Origin of the sequence: Streptomyces sp. NK15101, assembly GCF_020400725.1 — a bacterium.
GTDB lineage: Bacteria > Actinomycetota > Actinomycetes > Streptomycetales > Streptomycetaceae > Streptomyces.
The window spans coordinates 89,813-112,943 of the sequence record NZ_JAINVG010000007.1 but is presented as its reverse complement, the minus strand read 5'-3'; the positions used below and the strand labels follow the sequence as shown (position 1 = coordinate 112,943).

21 protein-coding genes are annotated in these 23,131 nt (G+C 74.0%); 10 read left to right on the top strand and 11 right to left on the bottom strand.

Features of this window, described 5'->3' with window-relative positions:
• Window positions 1–52: 52 nt before the first annotated feature.
• Entirely contained in the window at window positions 53–1,234 is a 1,182-nt protein-coding gene (gene fasR / locus K7G60_RS05980) for a fatty acid biosynthesis transcriptional regulator FasR (protein ID WP_225799731.1), read from the bottom strand.
• A gap of 71 nt (window positions 1,235–1,305) precedes the next feature.
• Between fasR and K7G60_RS05975 the strand changes: the two genes are divergently transcribed.
• Window positions 1,306–1,959 carry a pirin family protein gene (locus K7G60_RS05975; protein WP_225799730.1) on the top strand — a complete coding sequence of 218 codons (654 nt, stop codon included), beginning with the start codon at window positions 1,306–1,308 and terminating at the stop codon, window positions 1,957–1,959.
• 361 nt (window positions 1,960–2,320) lie between these two features.
• On the opposite strand, the gene K7G60_RS05970 is transcribed toward K7G60_RS05975, so the two are convergent.
• Entirely contained in the window at window positions 2,321–3,499 is a 1,179-nt protein-coding gene (locus K7G60_RS05970) for an Ig-like domain-containing protein (protein ID WP_225799729.1), read from the bottom strand.
• Between the two features lie 211 nt (window positions 3,500–3,710).
• On the opposite strand from K7G60_RS05970, the gene K7G60_RS05965 reads away from it, so the two are divergent.
• From K7G60_RS05965 to K7G60_RS05945, 5 genes are all read left to right on the top strand, one after another.
• A complete protein-coding gene (locus K7G60_RS05965) occupies window positions 3,711–4,898 on the top strand; it encodes a peptidoglycan bridge formation glycyltransferase FemA/FemB family protein (RefSeq protein ID WP_225799728.1) in 1,188 nt (395 codons plus the stop codon).
• Window positions 4,895–6,505, top strand: a complete 1,611-nt coding sequence (gene murJ, locus K7G60_RS05960) for a murein biosynthesis integral membrane protein MurJ (RefSeq protein WP_225799727.1) — start codon at window positions 4,895–4,897, stop codon at window positions 6,503–6,505. Before K7G60_RS05965 ends, murJ begins: the two co-directional genes overlap by 4 nt.
• 384 nt (window positions 6,506–6,889) lie before the next feature.
• Window positions 6,890–7,573, top strand: a complete 684-nt coding sequence (locus tag K7G60_RS05955) for a response regulator transcription factor (RefSeq protein ID WP_225799726.1) — start codon at window positions 6,890–6,892, stop codon at window positions 7,571–7,573.
• 26 nt (window positions 7,574–7,599) lie between these two features.
• Window positions 7,600–9,078, top strand: a complete 1,479-nt coding sequence (locus K7G60_RS05950; RefSeq protein ID WP_225799725.1) for a cell wall metabolism sensor histidine kinase WalK — start codon at window positions 7,600–7,602, stop codon at window positions 9,076–9,078.
• The gene (locus K7G60_RS05945) at window positions 9,075–9,683 is read left to right on the top strand and encodes a hypothetical protein (protein WP_225799724.1); all 609 of its coding nucleotides are present in this window, start codon (window positions 9,075–9,077) and stop codon (window positions 9,681–9,683) included. The genes K7G60_RS05950 and K7G60_RS05945 overlap by 4 nt, the downstream gene beginning before the upstream one ends.
• An 8-nt stretch (window positions 9,684–9,691) precedes the next feature.
• Here K7G60_RS05945 and K7G60_RS05940 read toward each other — a convergent pair whose 3' ends face one another.
• Window positions 9,692–10,522, bottom strand: a complete 831-nt coding sequence (locus K7G60_RS05940) for a serine hydrolase (protein WP_225799723.1) — start codon at window positions 10,520–10,522, stop codon at window positions 9,692–9,694.
• Window positions 10,523–10,573: 51 nt separating this feature from the next.
• Here K7G60_RS05940 and K7G60_RS05935 point away from each other — a divergent pair, with 51 nt between their 5' ends.
• Together K7G60_RS05935 and K7G60_RS05930 are read left to right on the top strand one after the other, a co-directional pair.
• Complete coding sequence (locus K7G60_RS05935; RefSeq protein WP_225799722.1) at window positions 10,574–10,993, top strand: MerR family transcriptional regulator; 420 nt, start codon at window positions 10,574–10,576, stop codon at window positions 10,991–10,993.
• A complete protein-coding gene (locus K7G60_RS05930; protein ID WP_225799721.1) occupies window positions 10,990–12,015 on the top strand; it encodes an aldo/keto reductase in 1,026 nt (341 codons plus the stop codon). The genes K7G60_RS05935 and K7G60_RS05930 overlap by 4 nt, the downstream gene beginning before the upstream one ends.
• A 14-nt stretch (window positions 12,016–12,029) precedes the next feature.
• Here K7G60_RS05930 and K7G60_RS05925 read toward each other — a convergent pair whose 3' ends face one another.
• The 7 genes from K7G60_RS05925 to K7G60_RS05895 all read right to left on the bottom strand — a co-directional run bounded on the left by K7G60_RS05925 (window position 12,030) and on the right by K7G60_RS05895 (window position 19,918).
• A complete protein-coding gene (locus K7G60_RS05925) occupies window positions 12,030–13,226 on the bottom strand; it encodes an acyltransferase (RefSeq protein ID WP_225799720.1) in 1,197 nt (398 codons plus the stop codon).
• Window positions 13,223–14,212, bottom strand: coding sequence for an alpha/beta hydrolase (locus tag K7G60_RS05920; RefSeq protein WP_225799719.1), 990 nt, complete (start codon window positions 14,210–14,212; stop codon window positions 13,223–13,225). Before K7G60_RS05920 ends, K7G60_RS05925 begins: the two co-directional genes overlap by 4 nt.
• A 167-nt stretch (window positions 14,213–14,379) precedes the next feature.
• On the bottom strand, window positions 14,380–15,063 hold the full coding sequence (locus K7G60_RS05915) for a response regulator transcription factor (protein WP_225799718.1): 684 nt from the start codon (window positions 15,061–15,063) through the stop codon (window positions 14,380–14,382).
• The gene (locus tag K7G60_RS05910; RefSeq protein ID WP_374115593.1) at window positions 15,060–16,403 is read right to left on the bottom strand and encodes a sensor histidine kinase; all 1,344 of its coding nucleotides are present in this window, start codon (window positions 16,401–16,403) and stop codon (window positions 15,060–15,062) included. The genes K7G60_RS05915 and K7G60_RS05910 overlap by 4 nt, the downstream gene beginning before the upstream one ends.
• Window positions 16,404–16,855: 452 nt before the next feature.
• Entirely contained in the window at window positions 16,856–17,788 is a 933-nt protein-coding gene (locus K7G60_RS05905) for a DUF4429 domain-containing protein (protein WP_225799716.1), read from the bottom strand.
• Between the two features lie 74 nt (window positions 17,789–17,862).
• Complete coding sequence (locus tag K7G60_RS05900) at window positions 17,863–19,071, bottom strand: alpha/beta hydrolase (RefSeq protein ID WP_225799715.1); 1,209 nt, start codon at window positions 19,069–19,071, stop codon at window positions 17,863–17,865.
• A 187-nt stretch (window positions 19,072–19,258) separates the two neighbouring features.
• A complete protein-coding gene (locus K7G60_RS05895) occupies window positions 19,259–19,918 on the bottom strand; it encodes a TetR family transcriptional regulator (RefSeq protein ID WP_225799714.1) in 660 nt (219 codons plus the stop codon).
• A 117-nt stretch (window positions 19,919–20,035) separates the two neighbouring features.
• On the opposite strand from K7G60_RS05895, the gene K7G60_RS05890 reads away from it, so the two are divergent.
• Both K7G60_RS05890 and K7G60_RS05885 read left to right on the top strand, forming a co-directional pair.
• Window positions 20,036–21,658 (top strand): MFS transporter, encoded by a 1,623-nt coding sequence (locus tag K7G60_RS05890; protein WP_225799713.1) that lies wholly within the window; start codon window positions 20,036–20,038, stop codon window positions 21,656–21,658.
• Between the two features lie 152 nt (window positions 21,659–21,810).
• Window positions 21,811–22,263 (top strand): peptidase inhibitor family I36 protein, encoded by a 453-nt coding sequence (locus K7G60_RS05885; protein WP_225799712.1) that lies wholly within the window; start codon window positions 21,811–21,813, stop codon window positions 22,261–22,263.
• Here the strand turns inward: K7G60_RS05885 and K7G60_RS05880 are convergent.
• Window positions 22,244–23,122, bottom strand: coding sequence for a potassium channel family protein (locus tag K7G60_RS05880; protein ID WP_225799711.1), 879 nt, complete (start codon window positions 23,120–23,122; stop codon window positions 22,244–22,246). The genes K7G60_RS05885 and K7G60_RS05880 overlap by 20 nt on opposite strands.
• Window positions 23,123–23,131: the final 9 nt, after the last annotated feature.

The following is a 23,131-nucleotide window of genomic DNA, read 5'->3' as shown; positions in this document are numbered from 1 at the left end:
TGGGGACTAGGACGAAGAACCGTCGGGGGAATTGTTGGTGTTCGACAAAAGTCTAGGACTGCTGATCTCCGTCGGCCAAGCGTCCCAGGATCAGGGCGATCCGCAGTGTGAACGCGGAGCGAACATCGGAGGGTGACCAACCGGTGACGTCGGTCACACGTCGAAGCCGGTAGCGCACGGTGTTCGGGTGGACGAAGAGCATCCGGGCCGCGCCTTCCAGGCTGCTCGCCTGCTCCAGATAGACACTGAGAGTTTCGAGCAGCGCCGAGCCCGCCTCCTCGAGCGGTCTGTAGATCTCCTCCACCAGCTGCTCGCGTGCCGAAGGGTCGGAGGCGATGGCGCGCTCCGGAAGGAGATCGTCCGCCAGGACCGGCCGGGGCGCGTCCTGCCACGCCGAACAGGCCTTGAGGCCGGCCGCCGCCGCCTGCGCGGACCGGGTCGCGGCGAGCAGGTCGGGTACGACGGGACCGGCCACGACCGGCCCCGGCGCGTACGGCCCGATCAGCGCCTTGGCGACGGCGAGGGGGTTGTCGTTGCCGCCCGCGATGACGACGAGCCGGTCGCCGAGGACGCCCGTGAGGACCTGCAGCTTGGCGTGCCGGGCGGCCCGGCGGATCGCCTCGACGGTGAGCTCGCTGTCCCCGTCGGGCGCGGTGCCGAGAACGACGCACACGTGGTCGGGCGAGTTCCAGCCGAGGGCCGCGGCGCGGGACACGGCCCCCTCGTCCGCCTCGCCGGAGAGCACCGCGTTGACGACGAGCGATTCGAGCCGGGCGTCCCAGGCGCCCCGGGCCTCGGCGGCCTGCGCGTACACCTGGGCGGTCGCGAACGCGATCTCGCGCGCGTAGACGAGCAGCGCCTCCCGGAGGACGCTCTCGTCCCCGGGGGCGGCGACCTCCTCGATCGCCGACTCCATGACCTCGATCGTGGTGCGGACCATCTCCACGGTCTGCCGCAGGGTGATCGCGCGGGTCAGCTCCCGGGGCGCCGTGCCGAAGACGTCGGTGGAGATGGCCTGCGGGGTCTCCGGGTGCCGGAACCACTCGGTGAACGCGGCGATGCCGGCCTGGGCGACCAGGCCGATCCACGACCGGTTCTCGGGCGGCATCGCGCGGTACCACGGCAGCGTCTCGTCCATGCGGGCGATGGCGCCGGCGGCGAGCCGCCCGGACGACTGTTCGAGGCGCTTCAGGGTCGCGGCATGCGGATGGGCGGCGTTCACGGGTTCAGGCACGGGGACAAGACTGCCTTATCGGGACGCCGGCGTGCGGGGTCGGGGGCGTTTCCCCGGGCTACGGTACGTGCGTGATACGCATCCAGCGCGCGGGCGACCGGTACCCCGGTGGCGACCCGGAGGCCGGGATCGAGACCCGGCACGCCCTGTCCTTCGGCCCGCACTACGACCCCGACAACCTCCGCTTCGGCGCGCTCCTCGCCTGCAACGAGGAGCGGCTCGCGCCCGGCGCCGGCTTCGACGAGCACCCGCACAGCCACACGGAGATCGTGACGTGGGTGGTGCGGGGCGAACTCACCCACCACGACTCGACCGGCCGCACGACGGTCGTCCGCCCCGGCGACCTCCAGCACCTCGGCTCGGCGAGCGGCGTCCGGCACGTCGAACGCAACGACGCCGACGTCCCCCTGGTCTTCGTCCAGATGTGGCTCGCCCCGCTGGAGCCGGGCGGCTCGCCCTCGTACGAGGTGGTGCGCGGCCTCGGCGACGCGTACGCACTCCCGGCGGCGGGCGCGGTCCTCCACGTCCACCGCCCGGAGGCCGGCGCCACCACGCCCCTCCCGGACGCGGTCGCGCTGTACGTCCACGTGGTCCGGGGGACGGTCGCCCTGGCGGGCGCGGCCCTGGAGGAGGGCGACGCGGCCAGGGTCACGGCGGAGAAGGGCCTCACGGTCGTGGCGACGACCCCGGCCGAGCTGCTGGTCTGGGAGTTCGCCACCCCCTGACGCGCCGCCCGGCGGTGCGCCGCGTACTGGTCCTCCACCGCCGTGGTGCTGCCGTCGATGTCCCCCCGCCACGGTTCCCGGCCGGAGGCCAGGTCGAAGCCGACGAGCCGGATCGGCGTGGACTGGCCGCCCCGGTACACGGCCGTCGCGACGAGCCGTCCCCGGTCCACGCCCGTCCACCGGAGGGTGCCGTAGGAGCCGGTGGTGCCGATGCGCGACCGCGGACGCCCGTCCGGGCCGAAGGCGAGGAAGGCGCGCATCCCGTCGTCCCCCTCCTCCGAGACGTGGACCACCCCCCGACCCGAGTCCCCCGACCCGACCGGCCGGTCGAACAGCTCGTCGTAGGAGCGGGGCCGGCGGTTCAGCGCAGCGCGCTCTTCGCCTTCCAGTCGGCCCAGCTCAGGTTCCACGCCCCGTAGCCGTTGCCCTCCGCCACCGTGCCCTTCGTCTCCCGGCCCTTGATCTCGAAGGGGTCGCCCACGTTCACCGAGGCGTAGAACGAGGCCGCGTTCCCCTCGCTCATGCCGATGCAGCCGGAACTGCGGTTCGCCTTGCCGAAGTACGCCGCGTTCCACGGCGCCGCGTGCGCGTACATGCCCGACCAGGTGAGCCGCATCGAGTAGTCGACCATCTTGTCGTAGGCGTCGCCGAGCCCCACCGTCTCGGAGTTCATGTTGATGGTGCCCTCCTTCGCCATGAGCACGGCCGTGCCCCGCCAGGACCGCTTGTCGCCACCGGGGGTGCCGCCGGAGACGGGGATGGTGCGGACGGTCCGCCCGTCCCGCTCCAGGGTCAGCCGGTGGGCGTCGAGGTCGACCTCGACGACCTGCGCGGCACCGACGGTGAAGCCGGTGCGGTAGTCCCGTACGAACCAGCCGCCGCCCGAGTCCGTGCCGTCGAGGTCCGCTTCGAGCGTGACCCGGGTGCCCGGCTTCCAGTACTCCCGGGGCCGCCAGTCGACCCTGTCCCGGCCCGAGTGGTCCCTGACCCAGCCCCAGGAACCCTCGGTGCCGTTCGAGGTGGTCACCTTGAGCTGCTTCTCCACGTCCGCCTTCCGCGTCACCGGCAGGTCGAAGACGATGGAGAGCGGATGCCCGATGCCCACCGTGGTGTTCTTGCCGGGGGCGAGGGTCACCTTGTTGACCTTCTCGGGCTCCGGGGTGGCGAAGGACGACCGGCTGGTCGTCTCCTCGCCGTCGGCGGTACGGGACGTCACCTCGATCGTGTAGGAGGTGCCCGGCACCGCCTTGCGGTCCGAGGTCCAGCTCGTACCGCCCGCGCCCGTACGGCCCTTGAGCTCACCGCCCTCCGCGTCCACGACCCTCACCGCCGTGAGCGTGCCGCCGGTCGCGCTCACGGTCACGGGGCTGCCGGCCTCCTTCTTCACGACCGTCACCTTCGCCTTCGCCGGCGGCGCCTGCGAGGACCCCGCCCCGGCCCCCGCCGGCCCCCCGTCCGCGGCCCGGGCCGTGCAGGCGGTGAGGGAGACGACGAGCGCGACGGCCGCCAGGGCGGGACGGGATGTGCGTATCGGCAGCACGGAAGACCTCCGCGGTGTGAGGAAGAAAGGGTGGGATGTCCCGGACTGTAGGACGCTTCCGCACCCCCTCGGGGGCCCGCACGCCTCTGTGACCGTGGCTGCGGCGGAACGGTCATCGTCCGGTCACAATCACCGCGCGCCCCCGTCGAATTCGGCTGTGAGCCTGCTGTGCGCCCCGACCACCGAGGGGCGGAACAAGGAGGCTCCCGTTGTGTCAGCGCTGCTCGTGACGGCCGCACCCACCGACCGCCGCGCCCCCGCAGGACCGGTCAGGCTCGGGCCCGTCACCCCGGAGGCGTACCGCGCGTTCCTCGGCTCCCGCTCCGGCGCGGACGGCCCCAGCTTCCTCCAACTGCCCTCCTGGGCCCGGGTGAAGGACGGCTGGAACCACCAGCTCATCGGGTGGGGACGGGAGGGCGAGGCGCTCTCGGGCGTCGCACTGGTCCTCCTCCGGCCCTTCCCCGGCACCCGGAAGCACTTCGCCTACCTGCCCGAAGGACCCGTCGCCGACTGGGCCGACCCCGACCTGGACGGCTGGCTCGACCCGCTCCTCGGCCACCTGCGCTCCCTGGGCGCCTTCGCCGTCCGCATGGGACCCGGCCCCGCCTACCGCCGGTGGAACGCCGCCAGCGTCAAGGCCGCCACCGGGCCCGGCCGCCGGCTCTCCGACGTCCTCGCCGACCAGGTGGACCCGCTGGGCACCGCCGTCGCCGAACGGCTGCGCGCCCGCGGCTGGCGCAGGTGCGGCGGCGACTCCGAGGACGGCGCCGACGCCCAGCCCCGGCACGTCTTCCAGGTCCCGCTCGCCGGCCGCAGCACCGACGACCTGTGGACCGGCCTCAACCAGGAGTGGCGGCGCAACGTCCGCAAGGCGCGGAAGTCCGGCGTCGAGGTCGTCGTCGGCTCCGCCGCCGACCTGCCCGAGTTCTACCGGCTGCTGCGCATCACCGAGGAACGCGACGGCTTCCGGCTCGGCCGCTCCCTCGCGTACTACGAGCGCCAGTACGCCGTCCTCAACGCCGAGCAGCCGGGCCGCATGAAGCTCTACCTCGCCCGCCACGAGGGGGAGGTCCTCGCCGCGCACACCATGCTCGCGGTCGGCGGCCGCGTCTGGTACCAGACCGGGGCGTCCGCCGACCACCGCCGCGAGGTCCGTCCCTCCAACGCCCTCCAGTGGCGCATGATGCTCGACGCCCACGCCCTCGGCGCCGCCGTCTACGACCTCCGCGGGGTACCCTCCACCCTCGATCCGGACGACCGCGCCCACGGGCTGCTCCGCTGGAAGCTCGGCACGGGCGGCCAGGTCGTCGAGACGCTGGGGGAATGGGAGATTCCGATGCAGGGCACGACCAACGGGGCGCTGTACCGCGCCTTCCAGGCGTATCTGGCCCGCCGATGACGGCGACGCTCACCGCGCCGCCGCAGCCCCGGCGGAAACCCTCCGCCCTCCGCAGCGGCGCCCTGATGGCCGCGGGCTCGCTCGTCTCCCGCGCCACCGGCTTCGTGCGGGCCTCCGTGGTCGCCGCCGCACTCGGCGCGGGCCTCGTCGCCGACGGGTACGCGGTCGGCAACTCCGTCCCCACCATCGTCTACATGCTGCTCCTCGGCGGCGCCCTCAACGCCGTCTTCGTCCCCGAACTGGTCAAGGCCGCCAAGGAACACGAGGACGGCGGCGTCGCCTACACCGACCGCCTCCTCACCCTGTGCGGGCTGGCCCTGACGGTGCTGACGGCGACCGCGGTGCTGGCCGCCCCGCTCATCGTCGACACGTACACCGACTACACGGGCGCACAGCGGGAGATGACCGTCACCTTCGCGCGCACGTGCCTGCCGCAGATCTTCTTCCTCGGACTCTTCACCCTGCTCGGACAGGTCCTCAACGCCCGGGGCCGGTTCGGCGCCATGATGTGGACCCCCGTCCTCAACAACGTGGTCGCCGTCACCGTCTTCGGCCTCTTCCTGGCCGCCGGCGACGGCGGGGAGCTCACCCCGGGGGAGACCGCGCTCCTGGGCTGGGGCACCACGGCGGGCATCGCGCTGCAGGCCCTGGCCCTGCTGCCCTCACTGCGCGCCGCCGGCTTCCGCTGGCGGCCGCGCTTCGACTGGCGCGGCAGCGGCCTCGCGGCCCCGCTCCGCTCGGCGGGCTGGCTGGTGCTGCTCGTCCTCACGAACCAGGGCGCGTACTGGGTGACGACGTGGCTCGCCACCTCGGCGGGCACGTCGGTCAGCGGCGGCGGCCTCGCCGCGTACAACAACGCGTACCTCCTCTGGACCGTCCCGCACGGCATCGTCACCGTCTCCCTCGTCACCGCGCTGCTGCCCCGGATGAGCGGCGCCGCCGCGGAGGGCGACCTCGCGGGGGTCCGGCGGGACGTCTCGTACGCCCTGCGGACCAGCGCGGCGGCGGTCGTCCCCGCCGCCTGCGCCCTCCTGGCCCTCGCCGTACCGCTGATGGCGGTGGTCTTCGGCCACGGGGCGACCGGCGGCGACGACGTGCGCGCGATGTCCTGGACGCTGATGGCCTTCGCGCCCGGCCTGGTCGCCCTCTCCGGCCAGTACGTGTGCACCCGCGCCTTCTACGCCCTGCGAGACACCCGCACCCCGTTCCTGCTGAACCTGGTCATCGCGGTCCTCAACGCCGCCCTCTCCCTCACGGCCTACCACTGCCTCCCGACCCGCTGGGCGGTCACGGGCATGGCGGCGGCGTACTCGCTGGCGCTCTGGGCGGGCTGGGCGGTGACGGCGTACGCGCTGCGCCGCCGGCTGGGGGAGGGCACGGGCGAGGCGTTCTCCGCGCTGGCGCGGCTCCTCGTGGCCGCGTCGCCCGCCGCCGGGTACGGGCTGTTCGTCGTGGACGCGGTGGAGGCGGCGGGGGCGGTGGTGGCGGGCCTGGCCGGGGCCGCGACGGTCCTGGCGGTCTTCGCCCTCCTGTCCCGCCCCCTCCGCCTCGCGGAGGTCGAGGCCCTCCTCCACTCCACCACGACCCGCCTCCGCCGCCGCACCTGACCCCGCCGCAGTAGGGAACCCGCACCCGGGTGGGCGGCGCCCCGCCCACCCCCGTTGTGGGCAGTCGTTCCGCCGGGGCAAGGGGGGTCCCCCTGCTCGCGCGGAGCCGAGAGCTCGGGGGAGGGTGGGCACAACGGGACGGCGCCCTTGCCGGCGCCCGAGGCTCATGTGCCTGGACCCGCACCGGACGTGCGCCGCCCCTTGTGGTGCGGGTCCAGGCGCGGAACGCGGAGGCGCCGCTATGGGCGCCGTCCCGTGTGCCCACCCGTCCCGCCCAGCGGGACGATTGCCCACACGGGCGGGGGCGGGGGCACCGCCCCGGCGGAACGGCCGCTCACAACGGGCCCCACCAAGGGGTCCGTCCGACCTTGGGATACTCCACACATGCCCCGCGTGCTCCTCATAGAAGACGACCCCTCCGTCCGCGAAGGCGTCGAACTGGGTCTCCGCCGCCGCGGCCACGACGTGCGCACCGCCCCCACCGGCGAGGCGGGTCTCGCCGCGCTCGGCGAGTTCCGGCCGGACCTGCTGCTCCTCGACCTGATGCTGCCCGGCATGAACGGCGTCCAGGTCTGCCGCCGGGTCCGCGAGAGCAGCCAGCTGCCGATCATCATGCTCACCGCCCGCGGGGACGACTTCGACGTGGTCGTGGGCCTGGAGGCCGGCGCGGACGACTACATCGTCAAGCCCGCCCGTACGGAGGTCATCGAGGCCCGGATCCGGGCGGTGCTGCGGCGCATCGAGGAGCCGGGCGCCGGGCGGTCCGCCGTCGAGTTCCACGGGGAGCTCGCGATCGACCGGGCGGGCCTGACCGTCGCCAAGGCGGGCGAGCGCCTGGCCCTCGCCCCCTCCGAGCTGAAGCTGCTGCTGCACCTCACGGCCGCCCCCGAGCAGGTCTTCAGTCGGCAGCAGCTCCTCGAACACGTCTGGGAGCACAGCTACCACGGGGACGCCCGCCTGGTGGACGCCTGTGTCCGCCGGCTGCGGAACAAGATCGAGGACGTCCCGGGCGAGCCCCGGTACATCCAGACCCTGCGGGGCTTCGGCTACCGCTTCGGCCCCCTGTGAAGGCCTGCGTGGGCCCGGAGCCGGACGTGGAGAGCCGAGGAGGACGGGCCCGCCGGCACAGGGCCCGCGGCCCCCGCCTCCACCCCTTCGGCCTCCGCACCCGCCTCGTCCTCGCCTTCCTCCTCGTCGCGGCCGTCGGCTGCGGCACCACCGCCGCGCTCACCTACCGCGCCGCCCGGAGCGCCATCCTGGAGCAGACCCAGAACACCGCCGTCTCCGCCCTGCGCGACCAGGTCGAGCCGCTCGTCATCAGCCTGCCCGTCAACGCGCACTCCCTGCGGGACACGGTCCTCGCCATCGCCGGCCAGGGCAAACCCCGCCCCTGGCGCGTCTACGCCGAGTACGGCACGGTCCGCGTCTCCTCCACCGACCGCCCCACCTCCTCCGTCATCACCCCCGAGCTGCGGGCCCGCGCCCAGGCCCGGCCGGCCACCCCGCACGGCAGCTTCCAGCGGGTCGTGAAGAACGGCACGCCGTACCTGACCATGGCCGTCCCCGCGGTGTTCCGGACCCACGCGAGCGAGGGGACGGGCCAGCCCACCGGCCTCGTCTTCTACGCCGTGATGGAGCTCGACGAGGAGGAGGCGAACATCGAGGCCATGGTGACCGCGGCCCGCGACGGCGCCCTCCCGGCGCTGGCCGTGGCCCTGATCCCTGCGCTCGTCGCCTCCCGCGGCGTGCTCCGCCCCGTACGGGAACTGCGGCACGCCGCCCGCAGCATGGGCCGGGGCCGGCTCGACACCCGCATCCACGCGAAGGGCAGCGACGAACTCGCCGATCTGGCCCGCACGTTCAACGAGTCCGCCGCCGAGCTGGAACGTTCCGTCGCGGAGCTCCGCGACGCCGAGGCCCGCGCCCGCCGCTTCGCCTCCGACGTCTCGCACGAACTGCGCACCCCGCTCGCCGGCATGCTCGCGGTCACCGAGGTCCTCGACGAGGACGCCGGCGGCCTCGACAGCGACACGGCCCGCGCCGTCCGGCTGATCAGCGCGGAGACCGGGAAGCTCGCCGTGCTCGTCGAGGACCTGATGGAGATCTCCCGCTTCGACGCGCGCGCCGCCGAGCTCCACACCGACGAGGTCGACGCCGCCGACTGCGTCCGCAAGACCCTCCAGCACCGGCACTGGACCGATCCGGAGCAGGTCGTTCCGTATCTAGAGGAGGGGATCAGGGCGCGGCTCGACCCGCGCCGCTTCGACGTCGTCGTCGCCAACCTCGTCGGCAACGCGCTGCGGCACGGGGCCGCGCCGGTGACGGTCAGGCTGCACGCGGAGGGGGACGAGCTGGTGACGGAGGTCGCCGACCGGGGGCCGGGCATCCACCCGGACGTGCTGCCGCACGTCTTCGACCGCTTCTACAAGGCGGACCAGGCCAGGACCCGTTCGGCGGGCAGCGGTCTCGGCCTCGCGATCACCCTGGAGAACGTCCGGCTGCACGGTGGCACCGTCCGCGCCGCCAACCACCCGGCGGGCGGGGCGGTCTTCACCGTACGGATGCCGCTGTGAGCCGCCGGTCGGCCGCGGCGGCCCTCCTCCTCGCCGTGCTGCCGCTCGCCGCCTGCGGCATCCAGGAGACCGACGTCGTCGAGGCGGGCGGCCCCGCGACCGTCGCCGTCGTCCCGCAGCCCGAGTTCCGGATGGTGCTCTACTTCCTCGGGCCGGACGGCCGGCCGGCCCCGGTGGTCCGCGAGTTCGGACAGTCGATCCCCGGCACCACGTTCTCCTCGGGCGGCTCCGAGACGACCGAGGACCACAAGGCCCAGGGACCGGGCTCCGGGTGGGCGCGGAACACGCGCGGCACCCGGGACGCCACCGACCGGGTGCTCGCCGCGCTCCTCGACGGCCCGGCCGACGTCGACACGGCCGCGGGGCTGACCACGGCCCTCCCGGCGTCCGCGAAGCCGCCGCACGCCGAGGAGATCAAGGCCCTCAACCCGGAGGACCGCCGGATCGTCCGGCTCCGGTCGCCGTTCCCCGTCAGGGGCCTGTCGCAGGCGGCCGTCCAGCAGCTGGTCTGCACGGCCGCGTACGCGGAGGACGGCGGGGGCAGGGTCGACGTGAGCCTCGTGGGCGTCGACGGCACGCTCCCCACGACCCGCTGCGACACCTAGGGAGGACGTCAGCGCGCCCGCAGGTCCGCGAGCACCGCGTCCGTGAACGGCGGCCACGCCTCGACCGCCCACGGGCCGAAGGGCCGGTCGGTGAGGGCCACGCACGCGGCCCCCGCGTCCGGGTCGATCCACAGGAAGGTGCCGGCCTGTCCGAAGTGCCCGAAGGTGCGCGGCGAGGAGCTCGCGCCCGTCCAGTGCGGGGACTTGCCGTCGCGGATCTCGAAGCCGAGCCCCCAGTCGTTCGGCTTCTGGTGCCCGTAGCCGGGCAGGATGCCGGTCAGGCCGGGGTGCGTGACGGTCATCGCGTCCAGGACGGTCCGCGCGTCGAGCAGCCGCGGCGCCTGCACCTCGGCGGCGAACCGCACCAGGTCGTCCACGGTGGACACGCCGTCCTTCGCGGGCGAGCCCTCCAGGGTCGTCGAGACCATGCCGAGCGGCTCCAGGACCGCCTGGTGCAGATACTCGGCGAAGGGGATGTCGGTGGCCTTGGCGACGTGGTCGCCGAGGGCCTCGAAGCCGGTGTTGGAGTAGATCCGCCGGGTGCCGGGCGCGGCCATGACCCGGTTCTCGTCGAAGGCGAGCCCGGAGGTGTGGGCGAGGAGATGGCGGACGGTCGAGCCCTCGGGCCCGGCCGGCTCGTCGAGGTCGATCGCCCCCTCCTCGTACGCGACGAGGACGGCGTACGCCGCGAGCGGCTTGGTGACGGAGGCGAGCGGGAAGCGCTGCCCGGTGGGGCCGTGGGACCCGGCCAGGGTGCCGTCCGCGCGGACGACGGCGGCGGCCGCGGTGGGGACGGGCCAGTTCTCGATCGACGCCAGGCTCGGCAAGCTGCTGTGCATGGGGCCGAGCCTACTTGCTTCGAGTGCACTCCAACGTTTTAGCGTGGGCCCATGAGCGTGACCGAGGGCATCGCGAGCACGGCCGGACCTGCCGGGAAGGACCGCTACACCATCAGTGAGGTGGCGGCCATCACCGGGCTCACCGCGCACACCCTGCGCTGGTACGAGCGGATCGGCCTGATGCCGCACGTCGACCGTTCGCACACCGGACAGCGCCGCTTCACCGAGAAGGACCTCGGCTGGCTGGCCTTCGTCGGCAAGCTGCGGCTGACCGGGATGCCGGTCGCCGACATGGTCAGGTACGCCGAGCTGGTGCGCGAGGGCGACCACACCAGGGACGAACGGCGGGAGCTCCTGGAGGCCACCCGGCGCGACGTCCTCGCCCGGATCACCGAGCTCCAGGACACGCTCGCCGTGCTCGACATCAAGATCAGTCATTACGGGACCGCATGCGGAGGAACACCTTCATGACCAGCGTGACCAGGATCGACACCGTACGTCTCGGCGGTCAGGACGGACCGGAGATCGGCGTCCAGGGCTTCGGTGCCATGGGCATCAGCGAGTTCTACGGCGACACCGACGAGGCGGCCGCCCGTGACACCCTCGACGCGGCCCTGGAGGCCGGCGTCACCCTGATCGACACCGCCGACATCTACGGCAGCGGCGCCAACGAGGAGTTCCTCGCCCCGTTCCTCGCCGCCCACCGCGACGAGGTCACCCTCGCCACCAAGTTCGCCATAGAGCGCCGCGCCGACGACCCGGCCTACCGGGGGGTCCGCAACGACCCCGCGTACATCAGGAAGGCCGTCGAGGGCAGCCTGCGCCGCCTCGGCGTCGAGACCATCGACCTCTACTACATGCACCGCCGCGACCCGCGGATCCCGTTCGCCGAGTCCGTCGGCGCGATGGCCGAACTGGTCCGGGAGGGCAAGGTCCGCTTCCTGGGCCTGAGCGAGGTCACCGGGCCCGAGCTGCGCGAGGCCCACGCGGTGCACCCGATCGCCGCCCTCCAGTCGGAGTGGTCCCTCTTCTCCCGGGACGTGGAGCGCAGCGCCGTCGGCGCCGCCGCCGAGCTGGGCGTGACCTTCGTGCCGTACTCGCCGCTCGGCCGGGGCTTCCTGACCGGCGCGTTCGCGGACGCCGGCAAGGAGCTGTCGGGCGGCGACTTCCGCCAGTACCAGCCCCGGTTCACCGGCGAGAACGCCGAGCGGAACGCCGCCCTGCTCGACCCGGTCCGGAAGATCGCCGCCGCGCACGGCGCGACGCCGGCCCAGATCGCCCTCGCCTGGGTGCAGCAGCGCGCCGCCGTGCACGGACTCACGGTCGTCCCCATCCCCGGCACCCGCAAGCGCTCCCGCCTCCTGGAGAACGCGGCCGCCACCCGCATCACCCTCACCGAAGCCGAACTCGCCGAACTGGAGCCGATCGCCGGCCTGGTGGCGGGCGACCGCTACCCGGACATGAGCCACACCTCGGCCGCCCGGGAGGTCTGAGGCCCCCCGCGCACTCACGCGAGCCCCAGGGCGAAGACCGCGAAGCCCGCCGCGAGGAGCCCCGCCAGGGTGCGGCGGACAGGGCCGGTCTTCGCCCACGGGGCCTCGAAGACGCGCGCGTACCGGCCGATCAGGACCAGCAGGCCGGCGAAGACCGGCATCCAGGCGAGGCGGCCGAGGATCCAGCCCACCGAGTCCGGCGCGCCCACCAGGCCCGCGACCTCGCCGGCGTACGAGGCGGGGATCGCGGCGGCGAGCATCGCCGTCTGGTGCCAGCACAGGATCGTCATCGCGGACAGGTTGACCACGACGACCGGCGCCCACAGCGCGGGCCGCCTCAGGAGCGCGCCGAGCCGGTCCCGGAGCAGGACCGCCGCCCCGCTCTGCGCGGCGGCGAGGGCGAGGACGAGCAGCGACGGCGGGTGCGAGTTGGTGCGGGCCTCGCCGGGGACGCCGACCATCGACGCCGGGTAGCCGAAGAGCAGCAGCAGGACCGCGAAGAGCGCGGCGCCGCCGAGCAGCAGCCCCCACGCGTGCCGCCGGGTGACCCGGCCCTCGCCCCAGGAGACGCCGAGCTGATACGCGAACAGCCAGCCGGGCAGGATGTTCAGGACGCTCAGCCAGGACGGCACGGTGTCGGCGTACGGCCCGTACCGCAGGAGGTCGACGACGGCGACCGAGCCGAGCAGCGGCGCCGCGGCCCACACCCCGAGGCGGCGGGCCGCCCGCACGCACAGCGGGGTCAGCGCGGTGACCACCGTGTACACCCCGACGAACCAGAGGGGCTGGATCACCAGCGTGGACGCCGTCCGCAGCGTGTCCACGGGAGCCCCGAGACCGAAGCGCAGCACCGGCAGCAGCGCCGCCCACACGGCGGTGACCCCGAGCACCGGACGGCCCAGCCGGGCGAGCCGGCCGCCCAGCCACGCGCGCGTGGAGCCCTTCCGGCGCCGGTACGACAGCACCGACGCGCAGCCGCCGACGAGGAAGAAGATCCCCAGCATCTGCAGGACCCAGCTGACGGGCGCCAGGCCGGAGAAGGTGCCGAGCGGGCTGGCGTTGTGGATCGCGCCGTCGGCGGAGAGCGTGAAGCCGCCGAGCAGCCAGTGCCCGGTCGGCACGGCGAGCAGCGCGAGGGCGCGCAGTCCGTCGACCGCCCGGTCGCGATGGGCGGGCGTGGCGGACTCGATCCTGCGGACCAGGGTCTTCATCGGACGTCCCCCTCGGCGATCGCGGCGAACGCGCGGAGGGAGGAGGTGCCGGGCGCGAAGTAGCCGCCGTGCCCGGCGGCGTCCTCGGCCGGGATCCGGCGCGCCCCGAAGGCCGGGTCGGTGGGGTCGGCACCGTGCCCGAGGCCCGCGAACTCGACGTTCGGGACCCGGTCGATCCAGTCGGTGGGATCCTTCGCCGCCCAGACGCGGGCGGAGGTCCCGAGCTCGGAGACGTTCTCGGCGCGCATCCCGGGGGAGCCGAAGACCACCAGGTCCTTGGCCTTCAGCCCGTGCGCGGCGAGGCCGCAGACCACGGAGCCGTAGCTGTGACAGAAGACGGACGGCCCGGCCGCGCCGACGGGCCTCACGGCGGCGAGCCCGTCCGCGAACCGGGTCAGCCGCTCGGCCCCGGCCTCGGCGAGCCGGCCGGTGGCCGCGTCCAGGCCGACACCGACGGGCGTCGTGTAACCGGCCCAGGCGACGACCGCCGTACGGCCGCCGGTCGCCCGGTGCAGGGCGGTCGCCATGTCCGCGAGCGGCCGCACGCGGTCCGCGTCGACGTCGGAGCCGGGCACGATCACGGCCACGTGCTCGGCCCGCGCCAGGTCCCCGTACACCAGGGCCACCTGCCCCCGGCCGCGCGGATCGTGGGCCAGGACCCGCGCCCCGCCGAACTCACCCCGCGTGGAACGGGCGTTGGCCTCGTACCGCAGCTCCAGGGGCGCCCCGTCGAGGTTCCCGACGACCGTCGGGTGCGTCCGGGCCAGCTCGCTCCGCCGTACGGGACTCAGCCCGGCGAAGAACCGCGCGACCTCGGCCGGGCCCGTCCGCTCCGGGTCGGGCAGCCCCGCGGCCCGCCACGCCGCGGTCCCGGCCGGGGCCCCGGTCACGGCCTCCTGGGTGTTCCCGGACGCCCAGCCGGCCGTCCCGGCGATCACGCCGGTCACCACCGCGGCGGTGATCAGGGTCCTCGTGAAGCGGCGCATCGGCCCGCCCTCCCTCGCTCTCGTCGTTGGCGAGAGGAAGGTAGGAAGACGGCGGGTGACGGCACGTCACACCGGGGAGCCAACTCCCCTCTGCTACCGGGGTAGGGGGCGGAGGAGCGGCCAACACCAGGAAGGAGGTGGGGTTTTCCCCCGGCTGCCAGGGCCCTCTAGCGCGACTCCCCGGGCGTGACCAGGCCCGACTCGTACGCGAAGACCACCGCCTGCGCCCGGTCGCGCAGGTCCAGCTTGGCGAGGACCCGGCCGATGTGGGTCTTCACCGTCTGCTCGGCGAGGACCAGGCTGTCCGCGATCTCCTGGTTGGACAGGCCCCGGGCGATCAGCTCCAGGACCTCCGTCTCGCGCGGCGTGAGCCCGTTCAGGCGCAGCGCCGTGGCGTCCCGGCGGGGCGCCGGGCGCGAGGCCGCGAAGTCGGCGATGAGACGGCGGGTCACGGACGGGGCGAGCAGCGCCTCGCCCGCCGCCACCACCCGTACCGCCGCGATGAGGTCGGCCGGCGGCGCGTCCTTGAGGAGGAAGCCGGACGCGCCCGCGCGCAGCGCCTCGTACACGTAGTCGTCGACGTCGAAGGTGGTCAGCATCAGCACCTTCGGCCGGTGCACGACCCCGGCGGGCGGGTGCAGGATCTCCCGGGCCGCCGCGAGCCCGTCCAGCTCCGGCATCCGCACGTCCATCAGGACCACGTCCGGGTGCGTCGAGCGCGCCGCCTCCACGCCCTGCCGTCCGTCCGGCGCCTCGCCGACCACGTCGATGTCGGGCTGCGCGGCGAGCAGTGCGGCGAAACCGGCCCGCACCATGGCCTGGTCGTCGACGACGATCACGCGGATGGTCACTCGGTGTCCTTCGTACGCAGGGGGAGCCTGGCCGCGACGCGGAAGCCGCCGTCCGGCAGCGGCCCGGTGTCCAGCGAGCCGCCGGTCAACCGTACGCGTTCCCGCATGCCGACGAGCCCGTGCCCGGTGCCGGGGGCGCCGCGTTCGACGGAGGAACCCTCCTCCAGGGAGGGCCCGTTGACGACGAGAACGGTCAGCCAGCCCTCGTCGGCGCGGACGGACACCCGCGTGGAGGCCCCGGGGGCGTGCCGCACGACGTTGGCGAGGGCCTCCTGCACGATCCGGTACGCGGACAGGTCCACGGCCTGCGGCACGTCCCCGAGGTCGGCGGCGAGCCGCAGCTCGGCCGGCACGCCCGCCCGTACGGTCGCCTCGACGAGCTGCTGGACCCGGTCGAGGCCCGGCTGCGGGGCCCGCTCGCCCTCGCCGCCGTCACTGCGGAGGACGGAGAGGAGACGGCGCATCTCGGCCAGAGACTCGCGGGCGCTCGCCGCGATCGAGGTGAACTCCTCGCGGGCCGCGTCCGGGAGCCCGGGAATGCGGTACGGGGCCGAATCGGCCTGCACGGTGATCACGGACATGTGGTGGGCGACGACGTCGTGCAGCTCGCGCGCGATCCTGGCCCGCTCCTCCAGGAGCGTGCGGCGGGCCCGTTCGGCCTCGTTGATGGTCTCCTGCTCGGCGAGCCGCCACTGGGCCTCGCCACGGGCGCGGACGGCCGAGGCGAGGAGCAGCAGCACCCCGCTCAGGACGAGCAGCAGGGTGTGGACGCTGGTGTACCCGGCGGGCCGGAAGGCCTCCAGGACGTAACCGGCCGCGCCGGTCGCCAGCCACACCCCGAACAGCGCCCGGCGGGACTCGCGGAGGCCGAGCGCGAGCATCAGGGCGCAGTAGCCGACGACCAGCGGCGGGGTCCACGGCCAGTACTCCGCACGCGTGCCGTCCGAACCGAGCAGCACGAGCGCGCCGAGCACATCGGCGGCGAAGACGATCCACCAGGCCTCCAGGGGCCGGGCGACGGCGAGCAGCAGCGGCAGCGTCTGGGCGGTGCCGACGGCCCCGGCGAGGGCGCCGTTGACGCCGTAGTCGTTGACGAGGAGCACGACCGTGGAGGGGAGGAGCGCGGCGACGAACGCGAAGGCGACGACGTACGGCAACAGCCGCACCCAACGCCCCGGCGCGCCCGCGAGGAGCGGGGCGCCCGGAGTGGTGGGGGTGGTGAGCGCGGCCCCCAGCCCCTGGAACACCTCCCGCGCCCGGACGATCGCCCAACGCCCCCCGGGACGGGGGCCGGCAGACGGGGGAGCGGTGGACGGCCGGGACCGCGGTTCGATATCCATGACGCCCCCAGCGTAGGCAGCACCCCGGGCGGGGGACGTCATACCGGGGGCTGGGGTGAAGCCTGATACCGGGGTATGACGACGCCCACCCACCCTTGTCGCGGGCGGTCGCTCCGCCGGGGCGGTGCCCACCCGCGTTGTGGGCAGTCGTTCCGCCGGGGCGGAACGGGTGGGCACAACGGACGGTGCCCTTGCCGGGCCCAGGCTCCCGCGCCTGAACCCGCACCGGATGCGCGCCGCACATATGGTGCGGGTCCAGGCGCGGAACGCGGGGGCGCCGCTATGGGCGCCGTCCCGTGTGCCCACCCTCCCCCGAGCTCTCGGCTTCGCTCGAGCAGGGGGACCCCCTTGCCCCAGCGGGACGACTGCCCACACGGGCCGGAGCGCGGCCCGCACGGGCGGGGCGAGGGGCGCCGCCCCGCAGAGGCGCGGCACCGCACCGGCCCGCCCGCTCAAAGCTCCGCCAGAAGCTCCGCCTTCTTCGCCGAGAACTCCGCATCCGTCACCAGCCCCGCCTGATGCAGCTCCCCCAAGTGGCGAATCCTTTCAGCCACCGCCCCCGGGTCCCGGTGCTCCGAGGCCCGCCCCCCGACCGGGGCCGCGACGGGCACGGGGGCGCGGTCCTTGCCCCGGATCGCGGCGAGGACCGCCGCGGCGAAGGTCAGGGACTCGTACACCGGCCCGTAGCGGCCGAAGACGACGCACGCGGGGTCCTGGTCGGGCTGGACGGCCCGCGGCCCGCCGTCCCGGGGCACGAGCCGCAGGTACCCGTCGACGCCGTCCGGCGAGCGCCATTCGACCCCGCAGAGGTCCCGTACCGAGAAGACCTGGTCGCCGGCCTTCCACTTCTCCGAGGACGCCCCCGTCCAGGACCAGCGGAAGGCGACCTCCGAGGTCCCGTCGAAGCTGGCCTTCCCGTCGTACGCCTTGAAGGACTGCGGCCCCGGCGGCGGCGCCACCAGGAACCGGTCGGCGGGCACGACGCCCCCCGCCCCGCCGTCGCCCGGCGCGTACGCCTCGTACCCGGCGGCCCCCGCGGCCCCCGGCTGCGACGCGAGGAGCGCCCGCAGCTCGTCCCGGTAGTGCCCGGCGAGCGTCTCGCGTTCCGCCGGTATCACCAGGCGGTACGGATCGCTGCCCTCCTTGAGCTGCCCCGCGGCCGCCTCCATCAGCGGATCGGCGCCAGGCCTCGGCACGGCGTGCAGCACGACGGTGCCCCGCTTGCCGGGCGTGAGCGTCACCGACGCCAGCGCCTCGTGCGGTACGCGTCTCTCACGCAGCGCGCCGAAGAGCTTCGGCGTACGTATCCCCCGGTCGAAGCGGATGACGAGGGCGTCGCTCTCGAGCTCCCAGGTGGCATGAATTCCGGCCAGCACATCACCCATGCGCCTCATCGTAAGCGGCGTGTGCGCTTGCGTCGCCCCTGTGAAAGGTCCCGAAATTGCGTGATCTACGCGCGTCAGAGCCCTTCCGTGCCGGATATTCCGTCGTGGCAAGCGCTGTCGGCACGTGCACAGACCAGACTCGGGTACGCCCCGACCCCTATCGCGGCGAAGTTGCCGAGGCTCTGCGTCCCCGGCTCGAAGTAGCCGCTGTGGCCGAGTGCCCCGCGCGCGGAGAGCAACCTCGCGCCGAACTCCGGCGCGACCGGGTCCGTCCCGTGCCCGAGCCCGCCCACCTCCAGGTGCGGCACGTCCGCGATCCAGTCGTCGGCGTCCCGCATGGCCCACACGCGCGCGTGGCTGTCGAGGTCGGCGGCCCGCTCGACCCGCATCCCGGGGCTTCCGGCCACGGCCACGTCGGTCACCCGGGCGGGCAGCCGGGGCGCGGCGACCCCGCAGAGCACGGAGCCGTAGCTGTGGCAGAAGAGCGCCACGCTCGCGTCCGGGGGCAGGGATTCGGTGAGGCCCACCAGGCGTACGGCTCCTTCTTCGGCCAGCCGGCCGGTCACCGCGTCGACGCCTATCCCGACGGGCGCGGTGTAGTCGGCCCAGGCGATGACCGCCACGCGCGCGCGTGGCGAGGCCCGCCGCTCGGCCGCGTAGAGGGCCTCGGCCATGCCGGCGGGGGCGCCGTACCGGCCGTGGGTCTTCTGGAAGGTGAGCAGGTTGGTGTCGACGCCGGGCACGATCACCGAGACGCGCCGGGCCCGCTCCAGGTCCCCGAGGACCTCGGCGGCCCGCCCCGTACCGGTCGGGTCGAAGGAGAGGACCTGGCGGCCGGGCCGCATCAGCGAGGCGAAGCGGTCGACGCGGCGCCGGGCCTCGTGCCGGCCCTCGGGGGAGAGCCTGGTGTCGTCGACCCTGCTCAGCTCGGCGGAGTACGCGCGCGCGAGGGTGATCCGGTTGGCGCGGTAGCGCAGGGCGACCGGGACGCCGTTGAGGTTGCCGACGACGAGCGGGTGCCGGGCGGCGAGCCGGGCGCCTCCCGCCGGGCCGAGTCCCGCGAAGAACGCGGCGACGGTACGGGCCGGGGCGGCCGGGTCGGGCAGCGGGCGGTGCTCGACCCGGTCCCGCGCCCAGGCGGCGAGCGCGGTCTCGCGGGACGGCCACGGCACGGGCCGGTGCCGGATCGTGGTCCACCCGGTGGTGGCGAGGAGCACGAACACGACGGCGAGTGCGAGGAGCGCGCGCGTGGCGACGAGAGCGGGCGAGGCGTCGGAGGTCACGGGCGGCCACCCTACGGGGCTCGACGCGCGGCTCTTCACGGGGCGTGGCGCACGGACCTGTGCGGACGGGCCCCACGGGAAGCCGGCGGCCTGCACGGGGCCCGGGGACGAGGCGTACGGAAGCCGACGGCCTGCGGGGCGAGCCGTACGGGCGAAACGCCGCCCACGCGGCCGCCTACGCGGCCGCCTACGCGGTCGCCCCCGGCCCCCCTCCGGTCCGGCCCCGCCAGGGCGAGACGAGCGCCGGGCCGAGGTGGTCGAGGTACTCCTCGGTGAGCGCGCGGATGGCCTCCAGGCTTCCGTCCGTGCCCCGGCCCCACATCTGCCCGGACACCCGCATCACCCCGCTGAACGCCGCCACCGCGATCCGGGGGCGCGGGTCCCGGTCGACGTCGATGCCCTCGCGCGCGGCGACGATCCGGGCGACGGTCTCCTCCATCTCGGTGGAGCGGCGCAGATGGACGGCGAGCAGCGCGGGCGTCGACTCGATCATCCGGTACGTGCGCAGGTGCAGCTCGACGGGGACGACCTCGGCGATCGCCTCGCCGATGGTGTCCCAGGCGCACAGGACGGCGTTGCGCATCGCGTCGAGGGGGGCCTCGTCCGGGGGCCGCTGCCCGAGGGCGTGGACGAAACGCTCCTCCACCATCTGCTGGACGGCGAAGACGACCTCTTCTTTGGAGGAGAAGTACCGGAAGAAGGTGCGCTGGGAGACCTCCACGGCGTCGACGATCTCGTCGACGGTGGTCTGCTCGTACCCGCGTTCGGTGAAGAGCTCCAGGGCGACCTGGATCAGCGCGTCACGCGTGCGCTGCTTCTTCCGCTCGCGCAGTCCGGGCACGGTCACGTGAGGGTCCTCGCTTCAGGTGTTTCGTCCCGCTCAGCGTACCTGTGAGCTACGTGACAGTTACCGACGCGTGAATCGCTTTGTCAATTGTCAGTGACTGTCACTAGCCTCGTTCACATGACTAGTCAGACCACCGTGGAAAAGGCCCCGCAGGGCCAGGGGGGCGTCCGGGAACCCGTTCCGGTCCCGGCGAAGGGACTGCGCGGCCATCCCTGGCTGACCCTGTTCGCCGTCGCGGTCGGCGTGATGATGGTGGCGCTCGACGGCACGATCGTCGCCATCGCCAACCCGGCCATCAAGGAGGACCTCGGCGCCACCCTCGCCCAGGTCCAGTGGATCACCAACGGGTACCTGCTCGCGCTCGCCGTCGCCCTGATCACCGCCGGCAAGCTCGGTGACCGCTTCGGTCACCGGCAGACCTTCCTCATCGGCATCGCCGGCTTCGCGGCCGCCTCCGGCGCGATCGGCCTGTCGCACTCCATCGGGGCCGTGATCGCCTTCCGCGTCCTGCAGGGCCTCTTCGGCGCACTGCTGATGCCGGCCGCGCTCGGCCTGCTGCGCGCCACCTTCCCCGCCGAGAAGCTGAACATGGCCATCGGCATCTGGGGCATGGTCATCGGCGCCTCCACGGCGGGCGGCCCGATCCTCGGCGGCTTCCTCGTGGAGCACGTCAGCTGGCAGTCCGTCTTCTTCATCAACGTGCCGGTCGGCGTGCTCGCGCTCGTGCTCGGCCTGGTCATCCTCAAGGACCACCGCGCCGAGAACGCGCCGCGCTCCTTCGACCTCCTGGGCATCCTGCTGCTCTCCGGCGCCATGGCCGCCCTCATCTGGGGCATCATCAAGGCCGGTGAGTCCTGGGGCTGGGCGAGCGGCAACACCTGGGGCTTCCTGCTCGGCGCCCTGGCCCTGTTCGTGGTCTTCGCCTTCTGGGAGACGAAGGTCAAGGAGCCGCTGATCCCGCTGGGCATGTTCCGCTCCGTGCCGCTCTCGGCCGGCGTGGTGCTGATGATCCTGATGGCCTTCGCCTTCATGGGCGGCCTCTTCTTCGTGACCTTCTACCTCCAGGGCGTGAAGGGGCTGGGCCCGGTCGACGCCGGTCTGCGCCTGCTGCCGCTGACCGCGATGATGATCGTCTCCTCGCCGCTGGCCGGCGCGCTGATCACCAAGTTCGGCCCGCGCGTGCCGCTCGTCGGCGGCATGGTCTGCACGGCCGTCGCGATGTTCGGCATGATCACGCTCACCGCCGGCACCGGCACCCTCGCCATGTCCCTCTGGTTCGCCCTGCTCGGCCTGGGCCTCGCCCCGGTCATGGTCGGCGCGACCGAGGTCATCGTGGGCAACGCGCCGCTCGAGCTCTCCGGTGTGGCCGGCGGTCTGCAGCAGGCCGCCATGCAGGTCGGCGGCGCGCTCGGCACCGCGGTGCTCGGCGCGGTCATGTCCTCCAAGGTCTCCGACTCCTTCGCGGGGAACTGGAAGGAGGCCGGCATCCCGGTCCCGGCCGACCCGCGCCTCGAGCAGGCCGCCGAGTTCGGCATGGCCCCGCCGGAGCTGGCCCAGGCGCCGGGGATGACCCCCGGACTCCTCCAGCAGATCACCGGGGTCATCCACGACACCTTCCTCGACGGCATGGGCCTCGCCTTCACCGTCGCCGGTGGCGTCGCCGTCGTCGCGGCTCTCGTCGCCACGCTCACCAAGCGCGGCGAGAACGCGGAGGCGGGCGGCATGGGCGCTCACATCTGACGCTCGTTCGTCGGGGTTCCCGTCCCGCCCGTCAGGGTTCCCGTAGGGGGCCGTCACCCGTTCGCGTGAACGGGGGCGGCCCCTCTTCCGTCGTCGGGAGGTCTCCGCCATTCTCGTGATTACAGAGAGTGACGAAGCGGGGGTTCATCGGCATGTACACGAAGACCGTCCTCACCGGCGCGGCCGTCACGGCCCTCCTCATGACCGCCCTCACGGCGGCACCGGCGGCTCCCATGGCACCGGCGGCCCCCATGGCACCGGTGGGCCGGGCGGCAGCCGTCGCCCCGGCCGTACCGGCAGCCGCGCCGTCCGGGACCGTCGTGCTCGGCGCCTGCGGGCCCGGTCGGCTCTGCCTCTGGCCGAAGTCCGACTTCAGGGGCAGGCCGTGGACGCACGAGCTGGCCACGACCGACATCGACAGCTGCGTCGCCCTGCCGCCGGGCACCTCGGCCCAGTCCCTCGCGAACCGCACGGGCCGGCCGGTCACCACGTACCAGTCGGCGGAGTGCGGGGAGACGGGGGAGTTCGAGACCTACCCGGGGCGGGGGACCTGGGTGCCGCAGACGGCCTACGAGGTCAGAGCGTTCAAGCTCTGGGAGCGGTAGGCGAGGGGACCTCACGCGGCTCGTTCGGCGCCGGAGGCCCCTGCGGTCCCGAGGGTCCCTGTGGTTCCGACGGTCCCAGAGGTCCCTGCGGCGCCGGCGATCCCGGCAGCCCATGAGGTACCTGTGGCCCCTGCGGTTCCGGTGGGGCCGAGAGCCGGGCCACCTCGGCGCGGAGCTCCCGGACCTCCCGGGTGAGCGCCTCCAGGAGCTCCGTCTGCCGGCGCTCCACCGCGTCGTCCCGGTCGAAGCGGGCGATGAACCAGGCCGCGATGTTGGCCGTGACGACACCGAGCAGGGCGATGCCCGAGAGCATCAGGCCCACCGCGAGGATCCGGCCGAGACCCGTGGTCGGGGCGTGGTCGCCGTAGCCGACCGTGGTCATCGTGGTGAACGACCACCACACCGCGTCCCCGAGCGTCCTGATGTTGCCGTTCGGGGCGTCCCGCTCCACGTGCAGCACGGCCAGCGAGCCGAACATCATCAGCCCGACCACCGCGCCCGCCACATACGTGGTGAGCGTTATCTGCGGGGCCATCCGGGCCCGCCGGCCCACGAGGAGGAGGGTGGAGACGACCCTCAGCAGCCGCAGCGGCTGCACCATCGGGAGTATCACCGCCAGCAGGTCCAGCGGATGGCCGCGCACGAAGCGCCAGCGGTCCGGGGAGAGGCCGAGACGGACGAGGTAGTCGAACGCGAAGGCGCCCCAGACGGTCCACTCGACGTGGGTGCACAGCCGGTGCACCCACGGCTCGGCGCCGGGGGCCACGATCGGCACCGCGTAGGCGAGGCCGAACGCGACCGCGAGCACCAGGAGCGGCGTCTGGGTGCGCTCTTCCCAGCGAAGCTTCATGACGGGCATGTCCGGCAT